Source organism: Streptomyces sp. NPDC006463, assembly GCF_042870715.1.
Taxonomy (GTDB): Bacteria; Actinomycetota; Actinomycetes; order Streptomycetales; family Streptomycetaceae; genus Streptomyces.
Genome location: NZ_JBIAHP010000001.1, coordinates 102,520 through 126,415, shown reverse-complemented (window position 1 = coordinate 126,415; position 23,896 = coordinate 102,520). Strand labels below are relative to the sequence as shown.

The 23,896-nt window shown below is 70.6% G+C and carries 21 protein-coding genes; 13 read left to right on the top strand and 8 right to left on the bottom strand.

Features of this window, described 5'->3' with window-relative positions; genetic code table 11:
- Positions 1–140: 140 nt before the first annotated feature.
- The 5 genes from ACFYOB_RS00655 (at position 141) to ACFYOB_RS00635 (ending at position 7,020) form a co-directional block, all read left to right on the top strand.
- Positions 141–1,415 (top strand): ABC transporter substrate-binding protein, encoded by a 1,275-nt coding sequence (locus ACFYOB_RS00655; RefSeq protein ID WP_388552482.1) that lies wholly within the window; start codon positions 141–143, stop codon positions 1,413–1,415.
- 215 nt (positions 1,416–1,630) lie between these two features.
- Positions 1,631–3,313: a glycoside hydrolase family 13 protein gene (locus ACFYOB_RS00650; RefSeq protein ID WP_388552479.1), complete on the top strand. Its 1,683-nt coding sequence runs from the start codon at positions 1,631–1,633 to the stop codon at positions 3,311–3,313.
- 89 nt (positions 3,314–3,402) lie between these two features.
- Positions 3,403–4,734, top strand: coding sequence for an ABC transporter substrate-binding protein (locus tag ACFYOB_RS00645; RefSeq protein ID WP_388552476.1), 1,332 nt, complete (start codon positions 3,403–3,405; stop codon positions 4,732–4,734).
- 10 nt (positions 4,735–4,744) lie between these two features.
- Positions 4,745–6,076, top strand: a complete 1,332-nt coding sequence (locus ACFYOB_RS00640; protein WP_388552474.1) for an ABC transporter permease subunit — start codon at positions 4,745–4,747, stop codon at positions 6,074–6,076.
- Positions 6,073–7,020 (top strand): carbohydrate ABC transporter permease, encoded by a 948-nt coding sequence (locus ACFYOB_RS00635; protein WP_388552471.1) that lies wholly within the window; start codon positions 6,073–6,075, stop codon positions 7,018–7,020. Before ACFYOB_RS00640 ends, ACFYOB_RS00635 begins: the two co-directional genes overlap by 4 nt.
- A gap of 96 nt (positions 7,021–7,116) precedes the next feature.
- On the opposite strand, the gene ACFYOB_RS00630 is transcribed toward ACFYOB_RS00635, so the two are convergent.
- Positions 7,117–7,545 (bottom strand): MarR family winged helix-turn-helix transcriptional regulator, encoded by a 429-nt coding sequence (locus tag ACFYOB_RS00630; protein WP_388552469.1) that lies wholly within the window; start codon positions 7,543–7,545, stop codon positions 7,117–7,119.
- Positions 7,546–7,678: 133 nt separating this feature from the next.
- Here ACFYOB_RS00630 and ACFYOB_RS00625 point away from each other — a divergent pair, with 133 nt between their 5' ends.
- Positions 7,679–8,563 carry an MBL fold metallo-hydrolase gene (locus ACFYOB_RS00625; protein ID WP_388552466.1) on the top strand — a complete coding sequence of 295 codons (885 nt, stop codon included), beginning with the start codon at positions 7,679–7,681 and terminating at the stop codon, positions 8,561–8,563.
- Between the two features lie 87 nt (positions 8,564–8,650).
- On the opposite strand, the gene ACFYOB_RS00620 is transcribed toward ACFYOB_RS00625, so the two are convergent.
- From ACFYOB_RS00620 to ACFYOB_RS00610, 3 genes are all read right to left on the bottom strand, one after another.
- A complete protein-coding gene (locus tag ACFYOB_RS00620) occupies positions 8,651–9,193 on the bottom strand; it encodes a GNAT family N-acetyltransferase (protein WP_388552464.1) in 543 nt (180 codons plus the stop codon).
- A 125-nt stretch (positions 9,194–9,318) separates the two neighbouring features.
- Entirely contained in the window at positions 9,319–9,852 is a 534-nt protein-coding gene (locus ACFYOB_RS00615; RefSeq protein ID WP_388552461.1) for a hypothetical protein, read from the bottom strand.
- 142 nt (positions 9,853–9,994) lie between these two features.
- Positions 9,995–10,174, bottom strand: coding sequence for a hypothetical protein (locus tag ACFYOB_RS00610; protein ID WP_388552459.1), 180 nt, complete (start codon positions 10,172–10,174; stop codon positions 9,995–9,997).
- Positions 10,175–10,230: 56 nt separating this feature from the next.
- Between ACFYOB_RS00610 and ACFYOB_RS00605 the strand changes: the two genes are divergently transcribed.
- Complete coding sequence (locus ACFYOB_RS00605) at positions 10,231–10,527, top strand: hypothetical protein (protein WP_388552457.1); 297 nt, start codon at positions 10,231–10,233, stop codon at positions 10,525–10,527.
- 20 nt (positions 10,528–10,547) lie between these two features.
- On the opposite strand, the gene ACFYOB_RS00600 is transcribed toward ACFYOB_RS00605, so the two are convergent.
- Both ACFYOB_RS00600 and ACFYOB_RS00595 read right to left on the bottom strand, forming a co-directional pair.
- Positions 10,548–11,669 (bottom strand): CapA family protein, encoded by a 1,122-nt coding sequence (locus ACFYOB_RS00600; RefSeq protein WP_388552455.1) that lies wholly within the window; start codon positions 11,667–11,669, stop codon positions 10,548–10,550.
- A gap of 133 nt (positions 11,670–11,802) precedes the next feature.
- On the bottom strand, positions 11,803–13,764 hold the full coding sequence (locus ACFYOB_RS00595; RefSeq protein ID WP_388552452.1) for a hypothetical protein: 1,962 nt from the start codon (positions 13,762–13,764) through the stop codon (positions 11,803–11,805).
- 214 nt (positions 13,765–13,978) lie between these two features.
- Between ACFYOB_RS00595 and ACFYOB_RS00590 the strand changes: the two genes are divergently transcribed.
- From ACFYOB_RS00590 to ACFYOB_RS00570, 5 genes are read left to right on the top strand one after another with little or no spacing between them, the layout of a single operon-like run.
- Complete coding sequence (locus tag ACFYOB_RS00590; protein WP_388552449.1) at positions 13,979–15,325, top strand: ABC transporter substrate-binding protein; 1,347 nt, start codon at positions 13,979–13,981, stop codon at positions 15,323–15,325.
- Complete coding sequence (locus ACFYOB_RS00585) at positions 15,322–16,248, top strand: carbohydrate ABC transporter permease (RefSeq protein ID WP_388552447.1); 927 nt, start codon at positions 15,322–15,324, stop codon at positions 16,246–16,248. The genes ACFYOB_RS00590 and ACFYOB_RS00585 overlap by 4 nt, the downstream gene beginning before the upstream one ends.
- Positions 16,245–17,075 (top strand): carbohydrate ABC transporter permease, encoded by an 831-nt coding sequence (locus ACFYOB_RS00580; protein WP_388552444.1) that lies wholly within the window; start codon positions 16,245–16,247, stop codon positions 17,073–17,075. The genes ACFYOB_RS00585 and ACFYOB_RS00580 overlap by 4 nt, the downstream gene beginning before the upstream one ends.
- Positions 17,076–17,077: 2 nt before the next feature.
- On the top strand, positions 17,078–18,862 hold the full coding sequence (locus ACFYOB_RS00575) for a glycoside hydrolase family 36 protein (RefSeq protein ID WP_388552441.1): 1,785 nt from the start codon (positions 17,078–17,080) through the stop codon (positions 18,860–18,862).
- Entirely contained in the window at positions 18,859–19,872 is a 1,014-nt protein-coding gene (locus ACFYOB_RS00570) for a LacI family DNA-binding transcriptional regulator (RefSeq protein ID WP_388552438.1), read from the top strand. The genes ACFYOB_RS00575 and ACFYOB_RS00570 overlap by 4 nt, the downstream gene beginning before the upstream one ends.
- A gap of 34 nt (positions 19,873–19,906) precedes the next feature.
- On the opposite strand, the gene ACFYOB_RS00565 is transcribed toward ACFYOB_RS00570, so the two are convergent.
- Together ACFYOB_RS00565 and ACFYOB_RS00560 are read right to left on the bottom strand one after the other, a co-directional pair.
- A complete protein-coding gene (locus ACFYOB_RS00565) occupies positions 19,907–21,379 on the bottom strand; it encodes a glycoside hydrolase family 31 protein (protein ID WP_388552435.1) in 1,473 nt (490 codons plus the stop codon).
- 163 nt (positions 21,380–21,542) lie between these two features.
- Positions 21,543–22,526 carry an extracellular solute-binding protein gene (locus tag ACFYOB_RS00560; protein WP_388552432.1) on the bottom strand — a complete coding sequence of 328 codons (984 nt, stop codon included), beginning with the start codon at positions 22,524–22,526 and terminating at the stop codon, positions 21,543–21,545.
- 345 nt (positions 22,527–22,871) lie between these two features.
- Between ACFYOB_RS00560 and ACFYOB_RS00555 the strand changes: the two genes are divergently transcribed.
- Positions 22,872–23,855: a LacI family DNA-binding transcriptional regulator gene (locus tag ACFYOB_RS00555; RefSeq protein WP_388552430.1), complete on the top strand. Its 984-nt coding sequence runs from the start codon at positions 22,872–22,874 to the stop codon at positions 23,853–23,855.
- Positions 23,856–23,896 lie beyond the last annotated feature (41 nt).

The window sequence follows — 23,896 nt, the reverse complement described above, 5'->3', positions numbered from 1 at the left end:
TCAACAGTTCACCGGCAACGGGCCGAGCGGCGCCGCCGTCCGTCTCGTCTGCCTGGACGTCTAGTATCGCCCATGCCTAACGGGTATATATAGGCCGCGATGGTCGGCGGCGCAGCCGGATCGTGCACTGGGAGGAATCTATGCGGTGGATGGGTGCCGCGGGTAGAGCTCTCCTGGTCGCGGCGGTGGTGCTGGCGGGATACGCGGGTTTCGGCGTGCGCGCCGACACGGGCGTGGCCGCCGGGGGGCGCGGCCCCCTGACTCTCGTGACCGCGGGCGACCTGACCGACTACCTCTCCCCGCTGCTCGACGACTGGAACCAGGGCCACCCCGGCGAGCACGTCACGCTCGTCGAACTGCCCGACTCGGCCGACGAGACCCGGGCCCAGATGATCAGCGAACTGCGATCGGGCCGCGACCGGTTCGACGTACTGAACATCGACGTCGCCTGGACGTCCGAGTTCGCGGCGGCCGGATGGATCTCCCCGCTGGAGCGCGACCGCTTCCCGCTGGACACCTTCCTGCGGCCGGTCGTCGACACCGCGACCTTCGAGGGCAGGCTGTACGCGGTCCCGTACGTCACCAACGCCGGCCTGCTCTACTACCGCAAGGACGTCCTGGACCAGGAGGGCGAGAAACCGCCGCGCACCTGGGCCGAGCTGGTGCGCCAGGCGCGCACGATCGCCCCGAAGTACGGACTCGACGGCTATGCCGGCCAGTTCCTGCCGTACGAAGGGCTCACCGTCAACGTCACCGAGGCCGTGCACTCGGCGGGCGGTTCGATCCTGCAGGGCGACGGTACCCGGGTGACCGTGGACTCCGGCGCGGCGCGCGCCGGGCTGCGGTTCCTCGCGGACGGTGTGCGGGACGGCTGGATCTCCCGCGACGCGCTCGGCTACAAGGAGGAGGAGTCGCGGCGGGCGTTCCAGGACGGACGGCTGCTCTTCCTGCGGAACTGGCCCTATGTGTACGCGGACGCGAGCGCGGCAGGTTCGAAGGTCGCGGGCAAGTTCGGCGCAGTGCCGCTGCCCGGACCGGATGGGCCCGGCACCAGCGTGCTGGGTGGCTCCAATCTCGCCGTCAGCAGCACATCGCGGCATCCGGCGTCGGCGGCCGATCTGATCTCCTACCTCACCAGTGAACGGGTCCAGCGGCAGGTGCTCACCGAGGGCTCGCTGCCGCCGGTGCGCGCCGCACTGTACGAGGATCCCGAGCTGATCCGCGCGTATCCGTACCTGCCCACGCTCCGCCAGAGCGTGCTGTCGGCGGTGCCGCGCCCCAAGAGTCCGCGCTACGACCAGGTGACCCTCGCCGTGCAGGCCGTGGCGCAGGACCTGATGGCGCAGCGCCAGACCCCCGACCAGGCAGTGGCGCGGCTTGCGCGCGAACTCGGGACCATCTCCCGCAAGGGCTGATCGCACTCTCCTTCGCCTCCCCTGAGGGCCTCTACTTACATGTTAAGTAGAGGCCCTCAGTCGTACATGCGGACATCTCGCGCAAATCATCCCAGGTTTCGGCTGTTTCTGGACACATCGTTGACACCTTCCCGTCCCTGCTACTTAACATGCATGCATAACAGCGCACCTGATCCAGGGCGCTCTCGCATTCAGCAGAAACAGGTCGACGCGAGATGCTCAGCACCCTTCCGGCCGACACCGGCCACCCCTCCCGCACCGCCACCCCGGCTGCCCCCTGGTGGCGCGACGCGGTGATCTACCAGGTCTACGTCCGCAGCTTCCTCGACAGCACCGGGGACGGCGTCGGCGACCTGGCCGGCGTACGGGCCGGGCTTCCCTACCTCCGGAAGCTCGGTGTCGACGGCATCTGGCTCAGCCCCTTCTACCCGTCGCCGCAGCACGACCACGGCTACGACGTCGCCGACTACTGCGGCGTCGACCCCGTCTACGGCGACCTCGCCGAGTTCGACCGGCTGGTGTCCGACGCCCGCCGGCTCGGGTTCAAGCTGCTGCTCGACATCGTCCCCAACCACTGCTCCAGCGAGCACCCGTGGTTCCGCGACGCGCTCGCCGCCGGCCCGGGCAGCGCACCGCGCTCCCGCTTCCACTTCGCGCCCGGCCGCGGCCCGGACGGGGCGGAGCCCCCCAACAACTGGCGCGCCATGTTCGGCGGTCCCGCCTGGAGCCGGATCACCGAGCCCGACGGCACCCCCGGAGAGTGGTACCTGCACCTCTTCACGCCCGAGCAGCCCGACCTGAACTGGCGCGACCCGGCCGTCGGCGACGACTTCGAGCGCGTGCTGCGCTTCTGGCTGGACCGCGGTGTCGACGGCTTCCGCATCGACGTCGCCGCCGGACTCTTCAAGCACCCCGAACTGCCGGACTCGGACGACCCGGAAGCCGACGAGCGGGCCCGCGACGCCGTCAACCAGCTGGCCTGGAACCAGCCCGAGGTCCACGGCGTGTGGCGCCGCTGGCGCTCGGTGTGCGAGGAGTACACCGCCCGGGACGGTCACGAGCGGCTGCTGGTCGGCGAGGTGTCCGTGCCGACCGCACGCGAGCACGCCGAGTACGTCCGCCCCGACGAACTGCACCAGGCGTTCTTCTTCGACCTGCTCAGCGCGCCCTGGGACGCCGACGCCTTCCGCGCGACGATCACCGAGGCGATACGCGACATCGCCGGCACCGGCTCCACCGTCACCTGGGTCCTCAACAACCACGACCAGGTCCGCACGGTCACCCGCTACGCGGGGGAGCCCGGGGTGGAAGGCAGCGGACTGGGAGCCGCCCGCGCCCGCGCCGCCGCCCTTCTGATGCTCGCCCTGCCCGGCGCCGCGTACGTCTACCAGGGCGAGGAGCTCGGCCTCCCCGAGGTCCTCGACCTGCCCGACGAGGTCCTCACCGACCCGATCTTCCACCGCACCGGCAGCCGGAAGCACGTCCGGGACGGCTGCCGCGTGCCACTGCCCTGGTCCGGGCACGCCTCCCCGTTCGGCTTCAGCCAGGAAGCGGTCGGCGCCAAGCCGTGGCTGCCGCAGCCCGAGTGGTTCGCCGAGCACGCCACCGACCGCGCCCTGGCCGACACCCGCTCCTTCTGGCACCTCTACCGCGACGGACTCCAACTGCGGCGCACGCTGCCGCAGCTCGGTGACGGCACGCTGCGCTGGCTGGACGCGCCCGCGCAGGTGCTGGCGATCGCCCGCGGCGAGGGCCTGGTCTGCGCGGTGAACTTCGGCACGGAGCCGGTGCCCGCCCCGGTCCCCGGCACTCCGCTGCTCGCCAGCGGCCCCTGTCCCGACGGTGTGCTCCCCGCGGCGACCGCCGCCTGGTGGACGGGCGAGTACCCGGCCCACTGACCCTGACCTCCCCTTCCCCGCGCGAAACCCCTCCACGCGAAGCCATGACCCACCCCGTGGCCCCGGCCTTCCTCGAAAAGGACCTCATCATGCGACGACCCAGCAAGACGACCCGACGGACCGCTGCCACCGGGGCGGCGGCCCTCGCCCTCGCCCTCGGCGCCACCGCCTGCGGCGGCACCACCGGCCCCGCGAGCGGCGGTGAACTCAGCGGCCAGACCGTGACCGTGGCAGGCGTCTGGACCGGCAGCGAGCAGAAGAACTTCAAGAAGGTCCTGGACGCCTTCACCGAGAAGACCGGCGCCAAGACGGTCTTCGTCCCCTCCGGCGACAACGTCTCCACCTTCGTCGGAAGCAAGATCGAGGGCGGCAACGCGCCCGACGTGGTGATGGTTCCCCAGGTGGGTGTGCTCCGGCAGTTCGCCAAGGAGGGCTGGCTCCAGCCCCTGTCCGACCAGGCCGCCAACACGGCCGGCTCCACCCTCGCCCCGGTGTGGAAGAACTACGGCACCGTCGACGGCACGTACTACGGCCTCTACTTCAAGGCCGCCCACAAGTCCACCGTCTGGTACGCCCCCGAGGCGTTCACCCAGGCCGGCGTCAGCGAGCCCAAGAGCTACACCGACCTGCTGAAGGCCGGCCGCACGCTCGCCGACTCCGGCCGCCCGGCCTTCGCCATAGCCGGCGAGGACGGCTGGACCCTCACCGACTGGTTCGAGAACATCTACCTCTCCCAGGCCGGGCCGGAGAAGTACGACCAGCTCGCCCAGCACAAGCTCAAGTGGACCGACGAGAGCGTCGTCAGGGCGCTGACCACCCTCGGGGACCTGTTCAAGGACAAGCAGCTCGTCGCCGGCGGCGCCCAGACGGCGCTGGGTACCGACTTCCCCTCGTCGGTCGAGCAGGTCTTCGGCCCCGAGCCCAAGGCGGGCATGGTCTACGAGGGCGACTTCGTCGGCGGCGTCGCCAAGGACCAGTTCGGCAAGCAGCCCGGCAAGGACGCCAAGTTCTTCCCGTTCCCTTCGGTCGACGGCGGCAAGGCACCGGTCGTCAGCGGAGGTGACGCGGCCGTCGTCCTCAAGCAGGGGAAGAACAGCAAGGCGGGCATGAAGCTGCTCGAATTCCTGGCCGGCCACGAGGCGGCCGAGGTCTGGGCCGGCGCGGGCGGCTTCCTGTCCCCGAACATCCAGGTCGACATGGCCGCGTACGGCGACTCCGTCACCCGCAGCACCGCCGAGTCGCTCATCGCGGCGGGCGACTCGATCCGCTTCGACATGTCGGACCAGGCCCCGGCCGCGTTCGGCGGCACCAAGGGCGCGGGCGAGTGGAAGCTCCTCCAGGACTTCCTGCGCGACCCGTCGGACCCGCAGGGCACGGCCGCGAAGCTCGAAGCCGAGGCCGCCAAGGCCTACGGGAACTGAGGCGGCTCCCATGGCTGACACCGTGACCGCCCGCGCCGCGGCCGACGGGCGACGCCTGGCCCAGCGAAGGAAGCGACGCCTCGCGATCGTCTTCGTGCTGCCGGCCCTGCTTCTCCTCGGCGCGCTGGTCGTCTACCCGGTCCTCTTCTCCCTCGGCCGCAGCTTCTTCGACGCGAGCGGCGACCGCTTCGTCGGAGCGGGCAACTACGCGGCGATCATCAACGACCCGGCCACACTCAAGGCGATCCGCAACAGCACCATCTGGGTCGTCGTCGCTCCCACCCTGCTGACCGGACTCGGGCTGATGCTCGCCGTGCTCACCGAGAAGGTGCGCTGGGCGACCGCGTTCAAACTGGTGCTCTTCCTGCCGATGGCCGTGTCGTTCCTCGCCGCGGGCATCATCTTCCGGCTCGCCTACGAACAGGACCCGGGCCGGGGCGTACTCAACGCGACCGTCGTCGGCGTCCACGACACGTTCGACCACGCCGCCGCCTATCCGACCGCCCGTGCCCGAGCGGACCAGGGCCTCACGGGCGGGGCGGGCGGCCCGTACAGCACCGAGGAGGCCGTACGTCCCGGCCGCTCGGTCAGCCTCGGCTTCGTCGGGGTGGCACCCGACGCGATGCCAGCCGGCGCGAAAGCCGCGGCCGCCGCGGCGCCCGGCACGGACGGCATCGGGGGAGTGGTCTACCTCGACTTCGCCCCCGGCGGCGCCGGCACGCCGGGCAAGGTCGACCCGGGCGAGAAGGGGCTGCCCGGCATGACGGTCGAGGCCGTACGCGACGGCCGGGTGGCCGCGACCGCCACCAGCGCCGACGACGGGTCGTTCCGCTTCACCGGGCTGGCGGACGGCGAGTACACCGTCAGACTGCCCGCGGCCAACTTCGCGGCCCCCTACCAGGGGGTGAACTGGCTCGGTCCGGCGCTGGTCACGCCGGCCATCATCGGCGCCTACCTGTGGGTGTGGACCGGCTTCGCGATGGTCCTGATCGGCGCCGGCCTCGCGGCCATCCCCCGCGATGCGCTGGAGGCCGCGCGGATGGACGGTGCCACCGAGGGCCAGATCTTCCGCAAGATCACCGTGCCGCTGCTCGCACCGGTGCTCACCGTCGTCTTCGTGACCTTGGTGATCAACGTGATGAAGGTCTTCGACCTCGTCTACATCATCGCGCCCGGACCGGTCCTGGAAGAGGCGAACGTGCTGGCCACCCGGATGTGGCTGGTCTCCTTCGGCGGCGGCAACGACCAGGGGCTCGGCAGCGCACTCAGCGTGGTGCTCCTCCTGCTGGTCGTCCCGGCGATGATCTTCAACATCCGGCGTTTCCGAAGGAGCGGAGCATGAGCGGCCACAGCACCATCGAGCGCCGACCGCCCCGGCGGGCGGCAACCCGGCGGGCGGCGACCGTCCGGCCCGTCCCCGCACCGCCCGTGCCCGGGCCGCGGCGCGGGAACCGGCTGTCGCGCCTGCTGAGCAACTCCGTCGTCCAGGGCGTGCTGATCCTGGTCGCCCTCGTATGGATCACCCCGCTGGCGGGCCTGTTCCTGTCCTCGATGCGCTCCGAGCGGGACAACGCCTCCGACGGCTGGTGGACCGCGCTCACCGATCCGTCCCAGCTGTCCCTGGACAACTACAGCGCCCTGCTGAAGGACTCCGGCATCGCGGCGGCCTTCGGGAACACCGTCCTGATTTCCGTACCCACCACGTTCCTGGTGGTCGCCATCGCGGCACTCGCCGGATACGCCTTCGCCTGGCTGGACTTCCCCGGCCGGGACGGCATCTTCCTGGTGGTCGTGGGGCTGCTGGTCGTCCCCGTGCAGATCGGGCTGCTGCCCGTGGCCAAACTCTTCGGCGCGGTGGGACTGTTCGGCTCGATCGCCGGCGTCGTCCTCTTCCACGTCGCCTACGGGCTGCCGTTCGCGATCTTCCTGCTGCGCAACTACTTCGCCGAGATACCGCGGGAAATGCTGGAAGCCGCCCGGATGGACGGAGGCAGCGAGTGGCGGATCTTCTCCCGTCTCGTGCTGCCGCTCGGCCGCCCGGCCATCGCGAGCCTGGCCATCTTCCAGTTCCTCTGGGTCTGGAACGACATGCTCGTGGCGCTGCTCTTCGCGGACAGCGGGTCCCAGCCGCTCACGGTCGCGCTGCAGTCCCAGATGCGGCAGTTCGGAAGCAACATCGGCGTCCTCGCGCCGGGGGCCTTCCTGTCCCTGGTCGTCCCGCTGATCGTCTTCTTCGCCTTCCAGCGGCACTTCGTCCAGGGCGTGATGGCGGGCTCGGTGAAATAACCGCACCCGCCTGCCGCCAGCGGGTGAGAGGCGACAGCACGAGGCCCCGGGACGTCCGTCCCGGGGCCTCGCCGTGCACTTCGCGCCGACGCAGGCTCACCGAGAGGTGATGGCCTGCTCCAGCAGGCCGTGCAGGACACGCTGCTCCTGCGGGGTGAGGCCGGACAGCGGGGAGTCCACGGCGAGGAGTGCGAGGAGGCGTGTCCGCAGTGCGGTGCCCTCGGCGGTGAGGACGAGGTGCTTGGCGCGGCGGTCGGTGGGGTGCGGGTGGCGCTCGATCAGGCTCTGCTTCTCGAGCTTGTCGACGACGAAGGTGGTGTTGGAAGGCTCGCAGCTCATGCGCTCGGCGAGCTCCCGCATGGTCATCGGCCCGCTCATCTCCCGCAGCGCGGTCGCCTGGGACGCGGTGAGGCCCAGGGTGGCGGCGCGCTCCCGTACATGCTCGGCGATCCGCTGGGCCAGTCCGTTCACCAGACCGCACAGCTGCCGCTCGGCGAGGACCTGCGACTCGGGGGGCGTCGTCATGCCACCACCCTAGCAAGTCCGTGAAGACGACATATTTCCAGCTTGAATGATTCAAGTTTGATGTTTATGGTTGGCCTCGTCGCCGCGGGAAGTGGCCCGCGGCGACCTGATGACGACTCAGGGGAAAGAATTCATGGCTGATGTGACGGTGGATCAGAACGTACGACTGCGCCGGCCGGCGGGGATCCGCTCGATACGGCTGGGCGACACGAAGGTGTCGTACGTGCCGGACGGCGATGTGCGACTCCGGCCGCTGCAACTGCTCCAGGACACCACCGACGACGTGTGGGCCGCACACCCGGAGTACCTGGACGCCGGCGGCCACCTCGTGGGGAGCGTCGGCGGTCTGCTGGTGGAGCACGGCGGCCGCGCGCTGCTGATCGATGCGGGCTTCGGCCCGCAGGCGCACGAGGAGCCGGACGGCCCCCTCGGCGCGATCCAGGGCGGCGCGCTACCGCGCAGCCTGGCCGGGCTCGGCCGGCGCCCCGAGGACATCGAGGCGGTGGCCTTCACCCACCTCCACGCCGACCACCTCGGCTGGGCCTGCCATCCCGCTCCCGGCGGCGTGCGGCCCGTGTTCGCCCACGCCGACTACCTGATCTCCGAGCCGGAGTGGGAGCGGCGCGACCTCCTGGAGGCCCAGGGCATGACCGAGCAGGTCGCGGCCCTCGCCCCGCGCGTACGTACGATCACGGACGGGCAGGAGATCTTCCCCGGCGTACGTGTGCGGATCACCCCCGGCCACACCGTCGGGCACGCCGAGTACGTCATCACCGGGGGCGGACGGCGGCTGATCGCCTTCGGCGACGCCGTGCACTCACCGATCCAGATCGACCACCCCGACTGGTCATCGGCCTTCGACCACGACGGCACCCGGACCGCCGACCACCGCCGCCGCCTCGTCGCCGAGCTGGCGGAGCCCGGCACGATCGGCTTCGGCGTCCACTTCGCCGATGTGGTGTTCGGACACGTCCGGCACGACGGGGACGGCCCGGCCTGGCAGCCCGTGGACGCCTGAACGGCCAGGCCCCAGCCGCCTCTTCCGGCTACCACTGGGAGGTGCCCCAGTGCCCCGCCGGACCGCCCTTGACCGCCGGGCGGCTGCCTAGCCCTTCGAGTCCTGCTTCCAGTCCTGGACGAGGAGTCCGAGCAGCACCTCGTCCAGGAACTCGCCCATCACCCACGCCGAGGAGCGAAGCACGCCCTCGCGGACGAAGCCGTTGCGCTCCGCGGAGCCCAGCATCGCGGCGTTGTCCGACAGCGTCTCGATCTGCAGCCGCTGCAGGCCGCGCACGACGAAACCGTAGTGGCACAGCACCGCGACCACGTCGGTGCCGTAGCCCTTGCCGCGGGAGGACGGCAGCAGCCCCAGCCCGATGTGCGCGGACCGGTGGTGGTTGTCGATGCCCCACAGCGTTGCGGTCCCGACCAGCGTGCCGCCCTCCAGCTCCACCACGGAGAACTGGACGTGGCCCTGCTCCTTGTCGTCCACCACGAGCCGCGGATCCTTCGAGCCGGGTGTGATCGGCCGCCACGGCCCGCTTTCGGCCCGCGAGGCGTTGACCACGTCGTCGTAGAGCTCGGTCCGCAGGATCGGGATGTCGTCCTCGTGCCGGGCCCTGAGCCCGACCTTGCTGCCTTTTAGCATGCGAGCTTCCTATCCGACGGTCGTGGCCGACGGCAAGCCAATTGATCAGGGCCTCGATGCAGCCTTCGGCTCGGGACGGCGGGCGGGCCGCTCGGCCACGGCACCGCCGTCCCGGGCCGGTTGGCTCAGGAGGTGACGTCGTTGATGATGTTGGCGATCACCCAGATCACCCAGGCCACGGGCAGCAGCACCGCAAGGCTCGTCGCACGCTTCAGCACCGGCGCCCCGGTCTGCAGCCGCGCATGGCCTCCGGACGGCTCGGGCAGCCGGTTCACCTTCCCCAGCGCCACCCGGTTGGCTATGAGCGTGAACGGCGTGAACAGCACCAGCGACAGCGGCGACCACCAACCCTGCCACAGCGTCCGCGCCGTCATCTCGCGGAAGTACGAGGTCCCGCACCCTCGGCAGAAGGGGCCTTCCACCTTGTGGAATCGCATCAGCACCAGGAAACCCTGGTGGAGACGGAAGGTCACCGGGACCGCCGGGACCGCCCCGCAGTGGCGGCACATCATCGCCGCCGCTCCCGGGTAGGCCGGGCCGGGACCGGACACCGGCCACCCCGCGGGCGGCTGGGGACCGTAGCCGGGAGGGGTCTGGCCCGTGGCCGGACCGGCCGGCCACGACCCGCTTGGCTGAGCGGACGAGGGGTTGACAGTCATCAGGGAAATTCCTTGCGCATGAAACGGCGGCGCGCCGAGCACGCCACGCCACCTGTATGTGAGAGCAGAACAGGCACGGTTCGCCCGATCACGGACTTCACTACGCCCTGTGATCATCGGATGATCCATGTCTGCGGCCCCATCATGCATGCGCGACGACCCGCGACCAATTCCTCTCCTCTCCGTCCGCGTGCGGAGAGTTGGCACCCACCGGGACCAGGTGCTGGAAGCCGAGCCGCGGGGCGTGCCACCAGGAGAGCCCCTGGTCGGCGCTGCACAGCAGGGTGGCCGGCCGGGAGTCGGCAGGCGGAAGCGGGTCCACGGACCTACGGTGGTCAAAGAGGGAGCGGGCCGTTCCCTGCTCTTGAGGAGGCTGCCGTGGAGGAACACTTTGTCTGGGTGACGACGCGCCGCATCGAGGCCGGCGCCTTGGAGGAGTTCGAGAGGGCGTGGCGCCCCGGTTCCCACCCTGATGGCATGCGCCGCGCCTTTGCGTACTGGTCCGAGGACGGGCAGGAGATCACCGGAGTGTCACTCTGGGACTCCAGGCAGGCGTGCGACGCGTGGCGGTCCTCCGATGCGGAGAGGCAGCGGCGTGAGGCCATGGCCCCGTACGTCGTGGACGAGCGGGAGGGCTTCTACGTCGGAGGTGAACTCGCCCTTCCGACACGGTGATCCGGGCAACCGTGCGGCCGTCAGGGTCCTTGCGGCGGGCGGACGGTGAGGGTCCCCTCCGGGTCGTGGGCGATGTGGGTGGCGAAAGCCCGGCTGGTGCGGGCGAGAACCTCGTGGAGCCAGCCGGCGTCCTCACGCGAGGCGTGCCGCAGGCGCATCCGGTGGGCCTGCAGGGGGACGAGGCGGGCGTGGTCGAGCCGGCCGGTGTCCGGCTCCAGTGAGACGAGGTACAGCAGCCGCAGATCGTCCCTGTACTGCTCGTGGCCGCTGATGCCCTCGTAGTCGTCGATCAGGTCGCCGCAGCCGTAGAGGACCGGATGCCCCCGGTACACCTCGAACGGGCGCGGGTGGTGCGAGGAGTGTCCGTGGACGACGTCCGCGCCACCGTCGACGAGTGCGTGCGCGAAGCGGATCTGATCGCGCGGGACGGCGTAGCCCCAATTGGAACCCCAATGGACCGAGACGACCACGAGGTCGCCGGGCCGTTTCGCCTGCCGGACGCGGCCGGTCACCTCGGCCGCGGCCGCATCCGAGGACTCGTCCGAGAGGTCGACCCCGCTCCGGTCCGCGGTGGCTGCCCAGGTGTGGGGGATACCGCTCGACTCCATGCCCAGGGAGAAGACCAGCAGGCGCCGGTTCCCGGAGAGGGGGAAGACCGCGGGCCGCCGCGCCTCAGCCAGGTCCCGGCCCGCCCCCGCCGTCCGCAGTCCTGCGGCGGCGAGCGAGTCGAGGGTGTCGGCCAGCCCGGTACGGCCGTAGTCCAGGACGTGGTTGTTGGCGAGGGCGGAGGCATCGGGACGGGCGGCGGCCAGACAGGGCAGGTTGGCGGGGTGCATCCGGTAGTGAACCGCCTTACCGGGGGCGATTTCGTCACTCTGGGTGACGGACGTCTCCAGATTGAGGATCCGGGCGTCGGGCGCGGCCGCGTCGAGGAGGTCCAGCGCCTCTCCCCAGGGCCAGGTGAAGGGCGCCCGACGCGGAATCGTGCCGTTCACCGCCTCCGCCAGCTCGACGTACGTACGGGCATCGGTGACGTACGCCTCCGGCAGGGCCGGGTCACCGGGGTGCGGAAGGATCTGGTCGACGCCGCGGCCGAGCATCACGTCACCGGCGAGGAACAGCGTCACGAGTTCACCGCCCATCTCTCCAGGCTAAGGGCTGTCCCGTAATCCCCGGCGGGCGCACCGGGGATTACGGGACAGCCCTTTAGGCCGCTGGGCCGGTGTCCCGCCGGGCGTGGGCCGGCCGCCAGCCGCGACCGGCCCGCCCCGGGGCTCAGCCGACCTGGACCGTGACCGTGCGGCCCGGGGCCACGACCGGGGTCACGTAGGTGTAGGTCACCCCGTCGATCACCTTGGTGCGGGCGGGCCGGGCCACCCCGTCGACCGTGACCGTGGCGAACGTGCCGGGGAAACGGGCCTCCCAGGTGTACGAGGAGCTGCCCGAGCCGTGCGTCAGCGATGACTTCGTCGCCCCGTCGTGGCGCAGGGAGAACGCCGAGTCACCCACCCGGAGGTCGTCGATCCGCAGCCAGTCCATGTCCGACGGCAGCCTGGACTGGGTGCTCAGGGTGCGTGCGGGCGCGTTGGGGGTGACTCCCATCAGGCCCTCGACGGTCTGGCCGAGCAGGGTGAAGGAGACCTCGGGGTAGTCCCCGTTGGTGCCCTGCTTGGTGTTCACGTGCTGGATGTCCTTGCGGTCGTAGACGTCCTTCATCCACTTCCAGGCGGTGTCGTTGCGGTTGTTCCGGAAGAAGGTGTCCGGGAGGTAGGTGAGGGCTTCGACGTTGGAGGGCCGGCCCGGGCCCGAGGCCTGCTGGTCGATGTAGTCCAGGTAGGCCTCCCGGCGGGCGCCGGGTTCGACGATCTGCTTCATCGGCATGAACCAGCTGTTCTCCTTGCCCCACCCGGTCAGGGCGCGGCCGTCCGTGGTGTAGCCGCGCACCATGTCCGCGCCCGAACCGGTCCCGCTCCAGGTCGAGTTGAAGTACGTCTTCAGTTCCCGGGCCTTGGCCTCGTACCGGTCCGCGAGCGTGCAGTCCCCCTTGGCGCGGGCGAGCGAGGCCATCGCCAGGTACGCCTGGTACTGGGAGCCGATCGCGTCGCCAGCCTCGGCGAGCGGCTCGCCGCTCTGCTCGTTGTAGCTCGCCGTGCCTTGGAAGATGCCCTTGCCGGTGCCCTCGGCCACCTTGACGGCGCCGTTGTCCTTGAGTCCGTCGTGCAGGGTGACGAACTCGTCGGTGGCGTGCCGGTAGAAGTCCCACAGGGCCGGGTCCTCGACGTACGAGCGGTCCCCGCTCCAGCGATAGGCCTCCTCCGACTTCTGCACCAGCTCGAAGGTGGCGGGCACCTCGCGGACGAAGTTCGTGGGGCTCTTGTAGTCGATCGAGAGGTAGGTCTTCGCGTCGAAGTTGAGCGCCCACGCCGGGTAGTACTTGTGCGCGGGAGTGGCGGACGCGGCGAAGGAGCGGAGCATCGCCTTGTTCTCCGCGTGCAGGCCGAGGACCCCGGCGCCGGCCAGCTGGTGGGCCATGTCGCGCGAGTAGTAGCCGCTGCGGTTCGCGTACCCGGCCCAGTACGAGGCGGCGTAGGTGCCGGTGCCGCTGCCGCCGGTGTCGTTCTCGTCGACGTTCAGCGGGCCCTGGGTGCCGGGCAGGTGGACCCAGCTGTTGGCCTTCCGCTTGGACCAGTCGAACATCTCGACGATCTTCGGGTCGGAGGAGCTGATCCGGGGGTCGGCCGGGGAGGCGGGGGAGAGCATCACGTCGTCGGCGTTGACCCAGGCGTCCCCCGACTCGAAGGCGATCTCCAGCCTGTCGCCGGGGGTGAGGGAGATCCGGCTGAGCGTGTAGCGCCGGTAGTTGGAGGCGCTGGGCAGGGTCTGCGCGGCGGCGACGGCGCCGTTGACGCGGGCCACGTACCGGCCGTTCGGCCCGCCCGTCGCGATCCAGGCGGATATGTCGTACACGCCCCGGCCCGCGGCCGTAACGGTCTGGGACACCTTCATTCCGGGCCCGGCGTCGAGGTAGGCGAGCCGGGCCCCGCCGTGCGGGTAGTTCGTGGCGACGCCGGTGCCGGCGGTGAACTGCCATCCCGTACCGCCCTGTTCGAAGCCGGGGTTGGCGACGGTGAGCGGGGCGGGCGCGGCCGCCGCCGTGGCGGGGCTGCCGAGGGCGAGCGGGGTGAGCGGGGCGAGCAGGGCGAGGGCGGACAGCAGCGACACACGGGAACGCGTCATCGGGTTCTCCCGGATTGAGGTGGGCGACCGGTCTGCGGTGGGCTGGGCGCGCGGCACGCTAGCAACCACTCTTGAAGGTTTGCAATGGATGTCACCAGAATTGCTTGCGGGATCAAACTGAAAGTTTTCAAGCAACTCTTGCAAGTCGAGAGTTGACGTTGTTACAGTCCCGGCCAGTCGGCTTCCGCAACGGTGCGAGCAGGGGTGGTCAGCAATGGAACTGGAACGTCGAAGAGTGCTGCAGATCGGCGGCGCGTTCGTCGCGGGAGCCGGGCTCACCGGCCTGACCGCCTGCTCCGGCACCGGCGACACGGGCCAAGGCGGAACCACCGGCGAGAAGCACAAGGGCAGGATCTCGGTCTGGTCCTGGCAAGGGCCGGCCGCCGAGATGAAGGCCCTCGTCCCGGAGTTCAACAAGACGTACCCGGAGATCGAGGTGACGATCGAGGACATCGGCAACCCGGCGATCTGGGACAAGATCACCACTGGTCTGGCAGCCGGGGGCCAGGGCCTCGCCGACGTCCTGCACATCGGCGTCGACTACCTGCCGGGCTACGTGGAGAAGTTCCCCGGCGGCCTCGCCGACCTCGGCCCGCTGGGTGCGAACGCCTACCGGGACGCCTTCGCCCAGGGCCTGTGGCAGACCGTGTCCCCCGACGGCAAGCGCGTCAACGCCCTTCCCTGGGAGGCGAACTCGGCGGGCTTCTACTACCGCGCCGACCTCTTCGAGAAGGCCGGGGTCGACGCCGGCGCCCTCCAGACCTGGGAGGAAACCATCGAGGCCGGCAAGGAGATCAAGCAGAAGACCGGCGCCCACCTGCTGGGCATCGACAAGCCCGCCTCGCAGGCCGACGCCGCCAACTTCTTCCAGATGCTCCTGCAGTTGCAGGGCACCTTCTACTTCAACCTCGCCGGGGACATCACCCTCGACTCCCCGGAGGCCGTGAAGGCCATGACGCTCATCAAGACGATGAACGACGCCGGCCTGATCAGTGACCTCTCCGGTGGCTGGAACACCCTGATGACCTCCCTGAAGCAAGGGACCGCGGCCGTCCTGCCCATGCCCACCTGGTTCGGCGGCATCGTCGAGGAGCAGGTGCCCGAGGAAGCGGGGAAGTGGAAGGTCCGGCTTCCCCCGGCCGTACGCCGGGGCGGCGCCACCGCCGCCACGGTCAACTCCACCCACCTGGCCGTCGCGGGCAGCAGCAAGCACCAGGCCGCCGCCTGGTCCTTCATCGAGTTCGTCCTCACCCGCCCGTCCTCCCAGGTGCAGATCTACAAGGGCAAGGGCATCGCCCCCGCCCTGATGAAGGCGTACGACGACGCGGTCTTCCACGAGCCGTCGCCGTTCTTCAGCGGCCAGAAGAAGGGCGAGGTGTTCCTGGAGGCCCTCAAGGCCCCCTCGTCCGCCTTCAACTACACCGCCGACTACGCCCGCGCCCTCAAGCTGGTCACCGACGCCCAGTCCAAGGTGCTCCTGGGGGGCGCGGACCCGGCGAAGGTGCTGGTCGACGCCGCCGACCAGCTCGCCCGGCAGACCGGACGCAAGGTCTCCCGATGACCGTGACGCTCCCCGGCCGCACGGCCCCGGACGCCGCCCCCTCCCGGGGGGCGGCCCCGCGGTCCGGGCCGCGTCGCCGCGTCGCCCCGTACTTCTTCGTGCTGCCCGCGCTGCTGCTGTTCGCCGCCTTCAAGATCTACCCCATCGGCCGGTCCTTCGTGATCAGCCTCCACAAGACCGTCGGCGGGACCGAGCGGTTCGTCGGCGCCGACAACTACACCCGGCTGCTGGGCGATCCGCTGTTCTGGACCGCCCTGAAGAACACCTCGGTGATCCTCGCCGTCCAGGTGCCGCTGATGCTGGCCCTCGCCACCGGGCTCGCCGTCGCCCTGAACTCCACCATGCTGCGCGGCCGCGCGGTCTTCCGGCTCGGCTTCTTCCTGCCGATGGTCACCGGCCTGGTCGCCTACGGCATCTTGTTCTCCGTGCTGCTGAGCAAGGACTACGGGCTGCTCAACTGGCTGCTGGACCTCGTCGGCGCGGACCCCGTGCCGTGGCTGACCGACCCCCTGTGGGCGAAGGTCTCCCTCGGACTCGCACTGACCTGGCACTACACCGGATACAACGCGGTGATCCTGCTCGCCCGCCTGCAGGCCGTTCCCGCCGAGCTCTACGACGCGGCGGCCGTGGACGGGGCCGGCGCCTGGACGTCCTTCCGTCATGTCACCCTGCCGGGCCTGCGCCCCGCGCTCCTGCTCACCACGGTGCTCTCCACCATCGGCACCCTGCAGGTCTTCGACGAGCCGTACGTGCTGACCGGCGGCGGCCCGGACAACGCCACCCTGACCATCGGCGTGTACCTGTACCAGAACGCCTTCAAATACTTCGACTTCGGGTACGCCTCCGCGATCGCCTACGCCCTGGCCGTCCTCATCGGCATCCTCGGCGTGATCCAGTTCCGCCTCCTGGGGGAGAAGTCATGACCGCCGCCCGCCACCGCGGCAGGAGCATCCTGCTGACCTCCGGACTCGCCATAGCGCTCGCCGCCTTCGTGCTCCCCTTCTACTGGCTCGTGGTCGCCGCCACCCACAGCTCTGCGGAGATCTTCGACAGTCCGCCGCCGCTGCTGCCCGGCGGGCACCTCGCCGCCAACCTCCAAACGCTCCAGGACACCGCCCAGTTCGGCCGGGTGGTCCTCAACTCCCTGCTCATCGCGGTCGTCTACACGCTGTGCGCGGGATCGGTCTGCGCCCTGGCCGGATACGGCTTCGCCAAGTACCGCTTCCGGGGTCGCGAGGCACTGTTCGGGCTGCTCATGCTCGGGCTCGTCATCCCCACCCAGGTCACCCTCGTACCGCTCTTCCAGATGATGGCCGAACTGCGCTGGCTGAACACCTACCAGGCCGTGATCATGCCCAACCTGGCGCTGCCCTTCGGCATCTTCCTGATGCGCCAGTCGATGGCCGCGCTCCCCGACGAACTCCTCGACTCGGGCCGCATCGACGGCTGCGGTGAACTGCGACTGTTCCGGAAGGTCGTGCTCCCGCCGATGAAGCCCGCGCTGGCCGCCCTGGCGATCTTCCTCTTCCTCTACCAGTGGAACGACTTCATCTGGCCGCTGATCGTCCTGCGCGACAGCGCCTCGTACACCATCCCGGTGGCCCTGGCCTCCCTCCAGGGCCTCGACGACACCGACTACGGCGCGATCCTCGCGGGAACAGCGGCCGCCGCGATCCCGATGGCCCTCGTATTCCTGGCGCTCCAGCGCCAGTTCGTGTCCGGCCTGCTCGCCGGCGCCGTGAAGGAGTGACTGTGCAGACCACCACCGCCCCGGCGGACGGCACCGAGGCCGTGACCACCGCGGGGCTGGCGCCCGCCCGCCACGAGCCACTGCTCGACGGGGTCTCGATCGCCGTCCTCTCCCACACCCCCGGCGTCCGCCCCGCCTGGTCCCTCGGCGAACCCACCGCCGGACTGCACGTGCTGGAGGTACGGGCCGACGGCGCCCCCGTCGAGATCCGCTTCTCCGTGCCCCTGGGCGACGCCGCCGGGTACTGGCATCCCCAGGGCGGCTGGCGGCGCACCCTCCTCGCGGACTGGGAAGGCCGCTCCCGGGTCTCGCTGGTCGACGGACACGCCGCCGGATGCCTGTACGACCACACCGGCGCCACCCTCCTGACCTTCGCCGCCGCCGACCCGGTCCCCGAGGCGGCCCTGCGCTTCGGCGTGTCCGAGGAGAACGACACCCACGTCGTCCACCTCCGCCTGCCCGCCTCACGGCAGCCCCACCGGCTCCTGCTCGTCCCCCGCTCACCGTCCGTGGCCGTGGCCGCGCGGGTACTGCGCGCCTGGTTCGCCGCCGCGCTCACCCCCATGCCGGTGTCCGACGCGGCCCGCACCCCCGTCTACTCCACCTGGTACGCCTTCAACCAGGACGTCAGCGCGGACGCCGTCGAGACCCAGGCCGAACTGGCCGCGGGCCTAGGCTGCGGTGCACTGATCCTGGACGACGGCTGGCAGGAACTGGGCCACGGGCGCGGATACGCTGGCTGCGGGGACTGGCGTCCCGACCGGGCCAAGTTCCCGGACTTCGCCGGGCACGTGGCCCGCGTCCGGGCCCACGGACTGCGCTACCTGGCCTGGGTAGCGCCCCTGCTGCTCGGCACCGACGCCGCCTGCCACGACCGGTGGTCGCACTGCGCGCCCGCCGCTGCCACCGTGCCCGGCGCGCACGTGCTCGACCCGCGCCGCCCCGAGGTACGCGCCCACGTCGTCGGCCACTGCGTCCGGCTGGTCCGGGCGTACGGGCTCGACGGACTGAAGCTCGACTTCCTCGACCAGGCCATGGTGTACGCGCAGGACGGCGCGGGCGATGTCGGACGGGCGATGGTGATCCTGCTGACGGAACTGCGCGCGGCCCTGGAAGCCGTGCGTCCGGGCCTGCTGCTGGAACTGCGGCAGCCCTACACGGGACCCGGCATGACTCCCTTCGGCAACATGCTGCGCTCCTTCGACTGTCCGGCGGACGCGACCGCGAACCGGGTCCGCACGCTCGACACCGCACTGCTCGCCGTCGGCGGCGCCGTCCACTCCGACATGCTCCTGTGGTCGCCGGACGCGCCCGTGACCGCGGTGGCCCGGCAGCTGATCGGGGCCCTGCACGCGGTGCCGCAGATCTCCGTACGGCTGGACCGCGTACCGGCGGCGCACCGGGAGACGGTCGGCTTCTGGCTGCGCCAGTGGCGGCTGCGCCGCGAGCTGCTGCTGGACGGGGAGGTCGAGCCCGGCCGGCCCGACGAGCTCTACCCGCTGGTGCGGGTGAGCGCCGGTGACCACTGCCTGGTGAGCGTGCACGGCGACCGGGTCGTCCCGCTGGACTTCTCCGCACACCGGCACTTCCACCTGGTCAACGGCTCGGACCGAGACCGGGTGATGGTCGAGGTGCAGGGCGGCGGGGGCCGGATCCGGGGCACGGTCCACGGGCCGGACGGCCGTATCATGGACGGTCCGCCGGTGTATCTGCCGGAGGGAGCACGCTCGCTGGCCGTGCCGCGCGGCGGTCTGGCATCGCTCACGATCACGGAAGGACCGCGATGAAGGTCGGGATCACCGAGGTCGCAGCTCGCGCCCAGGTCAGCGAGGCGACCGTCAGCCGGGTGATCAACCGACGCCAGGGCGTGTCGAAGAAGACCCGGGACGCGGTCGAACAGGCCATGGCGGAGCTCGGCTACGAACGGCAGACGCAGGGCCAACTGGTGGCGGTGATCACCGAGTTCGTCTCCAATCCGTTCTTCGCCGATGTGGCCGAGCGCATCGAGTCGGCTCTCGCCCCGCACGGACTGAAGACGGTGCTGTGCCCCGCCTTCCCGGGCGGAGTGCAGGAGCGGGACTTCATCTCCGCGCTCGTCGACAAGGGTGTCGCGGCCGTCGTCTTCCTGTCCGCCTCCAACACCGTCGAGGGCGCCGACACCGAGACGTACGAACTGCTGCGCCAGCGCCGGGTCCCTTATGTCGGGATCAACGGCGAGTTCGCGGACGGAGTGCCCACCCCGGTCTTCTCCACGGACGACGCGCTCGCCGCCGAACTGGCCGTCGACCACCTCTACCGGCTGGGTCACCGGAGCATCGGGATGGCCTCGGGGCCGGCGGGCAACCAGCCCGCGGACCGCCGGGTGCGGGGTTTCCTGGAGGCCATGGCCAAGCGGGGCATCGAGGACCCGGAGCGCTGGGTGGTGCGGCAGTCCTACACGGTGGAGGGCGGCCAGGCCGCCGTCGGCCCGCTGCTCGCACTGGGCGCGACCGCGATCGTGGCGGCCAGCGACTACATGGCTCTCGGAGCGATCCGGGGCGTCCGGCGCCAGGGGCGCTCCGTGCCCGGCGACGTGTCGGTGGTGGGCTACGACGGTTCGGCCATCACCGAGTTCACGGACCCGCCCCTGACCACGGTCCGGCAGCCGGCCGACAGACTCGCGCTGGAGGTGGGCCGCAGTGTGCTGGCACTGGTCAGCAACCGGGACGTACCGGTCGGAGAACTATTGTTCGATCCCGAGCTGGTCATCCGGGCCACCACCGGACCGGCTCCGGGGGAACCGGGCCCCGGAGCCTGATCCGGGCGGCGGCCACGGCACCGCCGGCAGCGCTTCACCCGTCCGGCGCGGCCGTGTTCCGCAGATACGGCAGCCGGGCCAAGGGCGCGTCGATCCATACCGTGGCCGGTCCCACGTACGACCGGCCGTCGTCGGCCAGCCACGTGCCCGGCGGGACGAGGACCTCACGCCCGACCGAGCCCTTCGTCACCACCGGAGCCACCATCAGGGTGTCGCCCAGCATGAACTGGTCGGTGACCGCCGCGTAGCCCTGGTGGGGGAAGGCCCATTCGAGGGGGCGCTGGATCGGTTCGCCCGTGGCCGCGGCGTGCGCGGCGAGAGCGAGTATCTCCGGGGCCAGCTCGGTGTGAAGGCGGGCGGCCGAGCGGACGACGGCGAGGCCGTCGGCGGAGAGCACGCGCCATGGCGCTGCCGAGAACTGCATCATGGGGAACAGCGCGGCGATCTGGGAGTAGCGGACGAAGAGCTCCTCGTCGAAACCCTCGCCGTCCTCGCCCGGGACGAAGCGGAACTCGCCGCCGCCGATCATGTCTGGACAGGTGAACGCATGGCCGGTCAGTGCCTGGGCCAGCCCGTTCGGAATCAGGCTCTCCAGCCCGAAGCGTCCCTCCCACAGGTGGTACTTGTCCTGCTGGCGCTGTGCGAGCGGCAGGCCGGCGGCGCGCCACGCGTCACGGAACTCGTTGAGCGGCCAGTTCGCACCCAAGCGGTTCCACGCATGGGTGTACGCCTCCGGGTCCGCGCACCCGAGCGAGCGCCACCAGGGCGCGTCTCCGCCGTCGAACTTGAACCCGTCGATGCCGATGTCGTCACGCAGGGCTTCCAGACGGCCGGTGAGCCACGCGCGTGCCCGCGGTTCGAGCAGATCGAGTCCGGCGCTCCAGCCGTTCCACCACGAAGCGACCTTGGCCCGCCCGTCCGCGCCGCTGCCGGTGTCACGGATCAGCAGGCCACGGTCGCCCAGCTGTCGCGCGGTGGGGGAGTCCGGCGTCACGTACGGCACGAGCCACAGCATCACCTTGAAGCCGAGCCGGTGGAGCCGGGAGACCATGCCGGCCGGATCGGGGAAGCGGCCGGGATGGAAGGTCCAGTCCCCGTAGTCGTTGCTCCACCGGTCGTCGATCATGAGGACGCCGGGCGGGAAGCCCTCCGCGAGCAGGCGCTCCGCGTACGCCAGCACCTTCGCCTGGGTCGGTTCGAACACCGTCTCGATCCAGAGGTTGTACTGCGGTGCGGCGAAGAGCAGGGGGTCCGGCATCGTGCCGGACGGAGGGTAGTGGTGGGTGATCGCGTGGCGGTACGCCCCGCGCAGACCGCCGTGCCCCTCGCCGTGCTCGATGATCGCGTCCGGTTCGTGCGTGTGCACGGTCAGCCGGCCGTCGGAGATCGTGAAGGTGAAGGTGCGCTCGCTGTGCACCCAGCGGCCGCGGTCGGAGAGCAGGAGCGGCATGCCCTGGTTGGCCAGCACGTCACGCAGGTCGAAGGTGTAGCCGTCGGGGTACGGCATGTGCCGCCCTTCGGCGACAGCTCCGCCCCACCAGTGTTCCCCGTCGAGGAGGGGAGTTCGAATGTCGTCATACCTGGGGGGTTTCTCCCGGTCTGGTGGACGAGCGGGCCGGACGGTCCCGGGCCCCGGCGGCCCGCCGCTGAGTGACATGGGCAGCCTCGGACTACTTCACGGTGAAACCTTGTTCCTTGCCGTACGCCTTCAGTCGTTCCTGCCAGGTGGCCAGCGCGCCGGGCAGGTTTCCGCCGGGCTGCAGGGCATGGCCGACCGAGTCCTTGAAGACGCTGTTCGCGTAGACCTGGAACGGCAGGTACTGCCAGCCCGGCCGCACGGCCTTCGACATGTCGGCGAAGGTTTCGTTCGGCCTGCTGCCGGGGAAGAAGGGAACTTCGGCGCTGCGGAAGCCGGGGTTGTCGAGCAGCAGATTGGTCGCGGGGAACAGGCCGACTTCGGAGTTGAGCGACCTGACTGCCTCCGGGTCGGAGTTCAGCCACTGGGCGAAGGCGATCGAGGCTTCTTTGTTCTTCGCCTGCGTGGTGACCGCGACCGACGAGCCGCCGTTCTCCGCACTGACACCGCCCGGCATGGGCGCGACCGACCACTGGCCCCTGCTCTGCGGGATGTTCTGCTCCAGAACCGCCGGTGCCCACGCGCCGGCCAGCCAGGTCGCGTACTTGCCGGAGGCCATCGACTTCCACCGCTCCTCGTTCCAGCTCGCGGTGGAGTCGACCAGCTTGTTCTCGATCAGCGGGCCCCAGGTGTCGGCGTAGGCCTTTGCGCCGGTGTCGTCCTTGAGGTCGATGGCGACGTCCGTGGTGCCGCCCACGGTGTACGGCTTGCCGCCGAAGTCCCAGATCAGGCTGTTGGACGTGCCGGCGTCCCCGGGGTCCACGTACGTGATGTGGATGCTCGGATCGGCGTCGCGGATCTCCTTGGCCAGTGCGCTGTACTCCTCCCACGTGCTCGGCGGCGCGGCACCGAACCTGTCGAGGATGTCCTTGCGGTAGAACATCGCCATCGGCCCGGAGTCCTGGGGTATGCCGTAGATCCCGTCCGCGACGCTGACCTGGGACCAGGCCGAGTCGGCGAACTTCTCCTTGAGGCCGGCCGCGCCGTAGTCGGCGAGGTTGACCAGTGATTTGCTCATCGCGATGACCTCCGATGCGTGTTAGCGCAAACATGGGGGCGCGGTTCGGAAGTGTGTCGATCGCTCTCGGAGGGTGTCAAGGGTTTTGGCGCAGCATTCTGTCGAACCGTCAGTTGCCGTGTATTTCAAGGGGTTTCAAGGTTTGGAAGGGCCTCCGTTCGGTATGCCGGTCACCCGGAGACGCGCGGCAACCTGTTGACCAACGCGGCATGTTCGCACAAACATGATGGCGGTCAGGAGGCGCCCGGGCGTCACAGTTGCGAGAGGAACTGCACCATGGCGAAGGATGGGCAGCGGCCACGCAAGCCCCGTTCCCCGGCTGCGGATCGCCCCAGACCCCCGTCGATGGCCGACGTCGCGGCCATGGCAGGAGTCTCGGCGCAGACCGTCTCCCGCGTGGTCAACGCGACTGCCCGCGTCGACGATGCGACCCGAGACCGGGTCGTCCGAGCCGTACGCATGCTCGGGTACCGCCCCAACACCGCTGCCCGGGCGCTGGCCACCGGCAAGTTCCGGATGATCGGTGTCATCAGCTTCGATCTCACGGCGCACGGAAACGCGCGCACGCTGGAGTCGATCGTCTCCGCCGTGCAGTCCACCGAGTACTCGGTCAACGTCGTCGTCCCCCAGGCGCAGACCCAGGAGGCGGTGCTGGACGCGTTCCGGAGGCTGAGCGGTCATGCGGTCGACGGGGTCATCGTGAACGAGGCGCAGATCCTGAGCGGTTCGCTGGTGCTCCCCTCGGGGCTGCCGGTCGTGGTCGTCGACGGTGGCGACGACCACCGCTACCCCGGCGTCCACACCGACCACGCGGCCGGTGCGGAGATCGCCGTGACCCACCTGCTGGGACTCGGCCACACCACGGTGTGGCACCTGGCCGGCCCGCGGGACTCCCACCCCGCGCGCCGCCGCGCCGAGGCCTGGCAGCGCGCGCTGCGGGCGGCGGGCGCGCCGATCCCGCCGGCCGTCCACGGAGACTGGAGCGCCGAGAGCGGCTACCGGGCGGGCCGGGAGCTCGCCGGCCGCCCGGAGGTCACCGCGGTGTTCGCCGCCAACGATCAGATGGCGCTCGGGATGGTCCGTGCGCTCCGCGACGCCGGACGCTCGGTCCCGGAGGACGTGAGCGTGGTCGGTTTCGACAACATCGCCGAATGCGCCTACTTCCTCCCGCCTCTGACCACCGTGGACCAGGACCTCTCCCGGGTCGGCGCGGCCTGCGTGGACCGGCTCCTGAGCCAGATCGAGGGCGCCGCGTCGACGGACTCGTCCATCGTGTCGGTCATGCCCACGCTGGTGGAGCGGGACAGCACGGCGCCGCCACGGGCCTGAGGTGTCAGGCGGACGCGGCCTCCCGGTGCACGCACATGAGA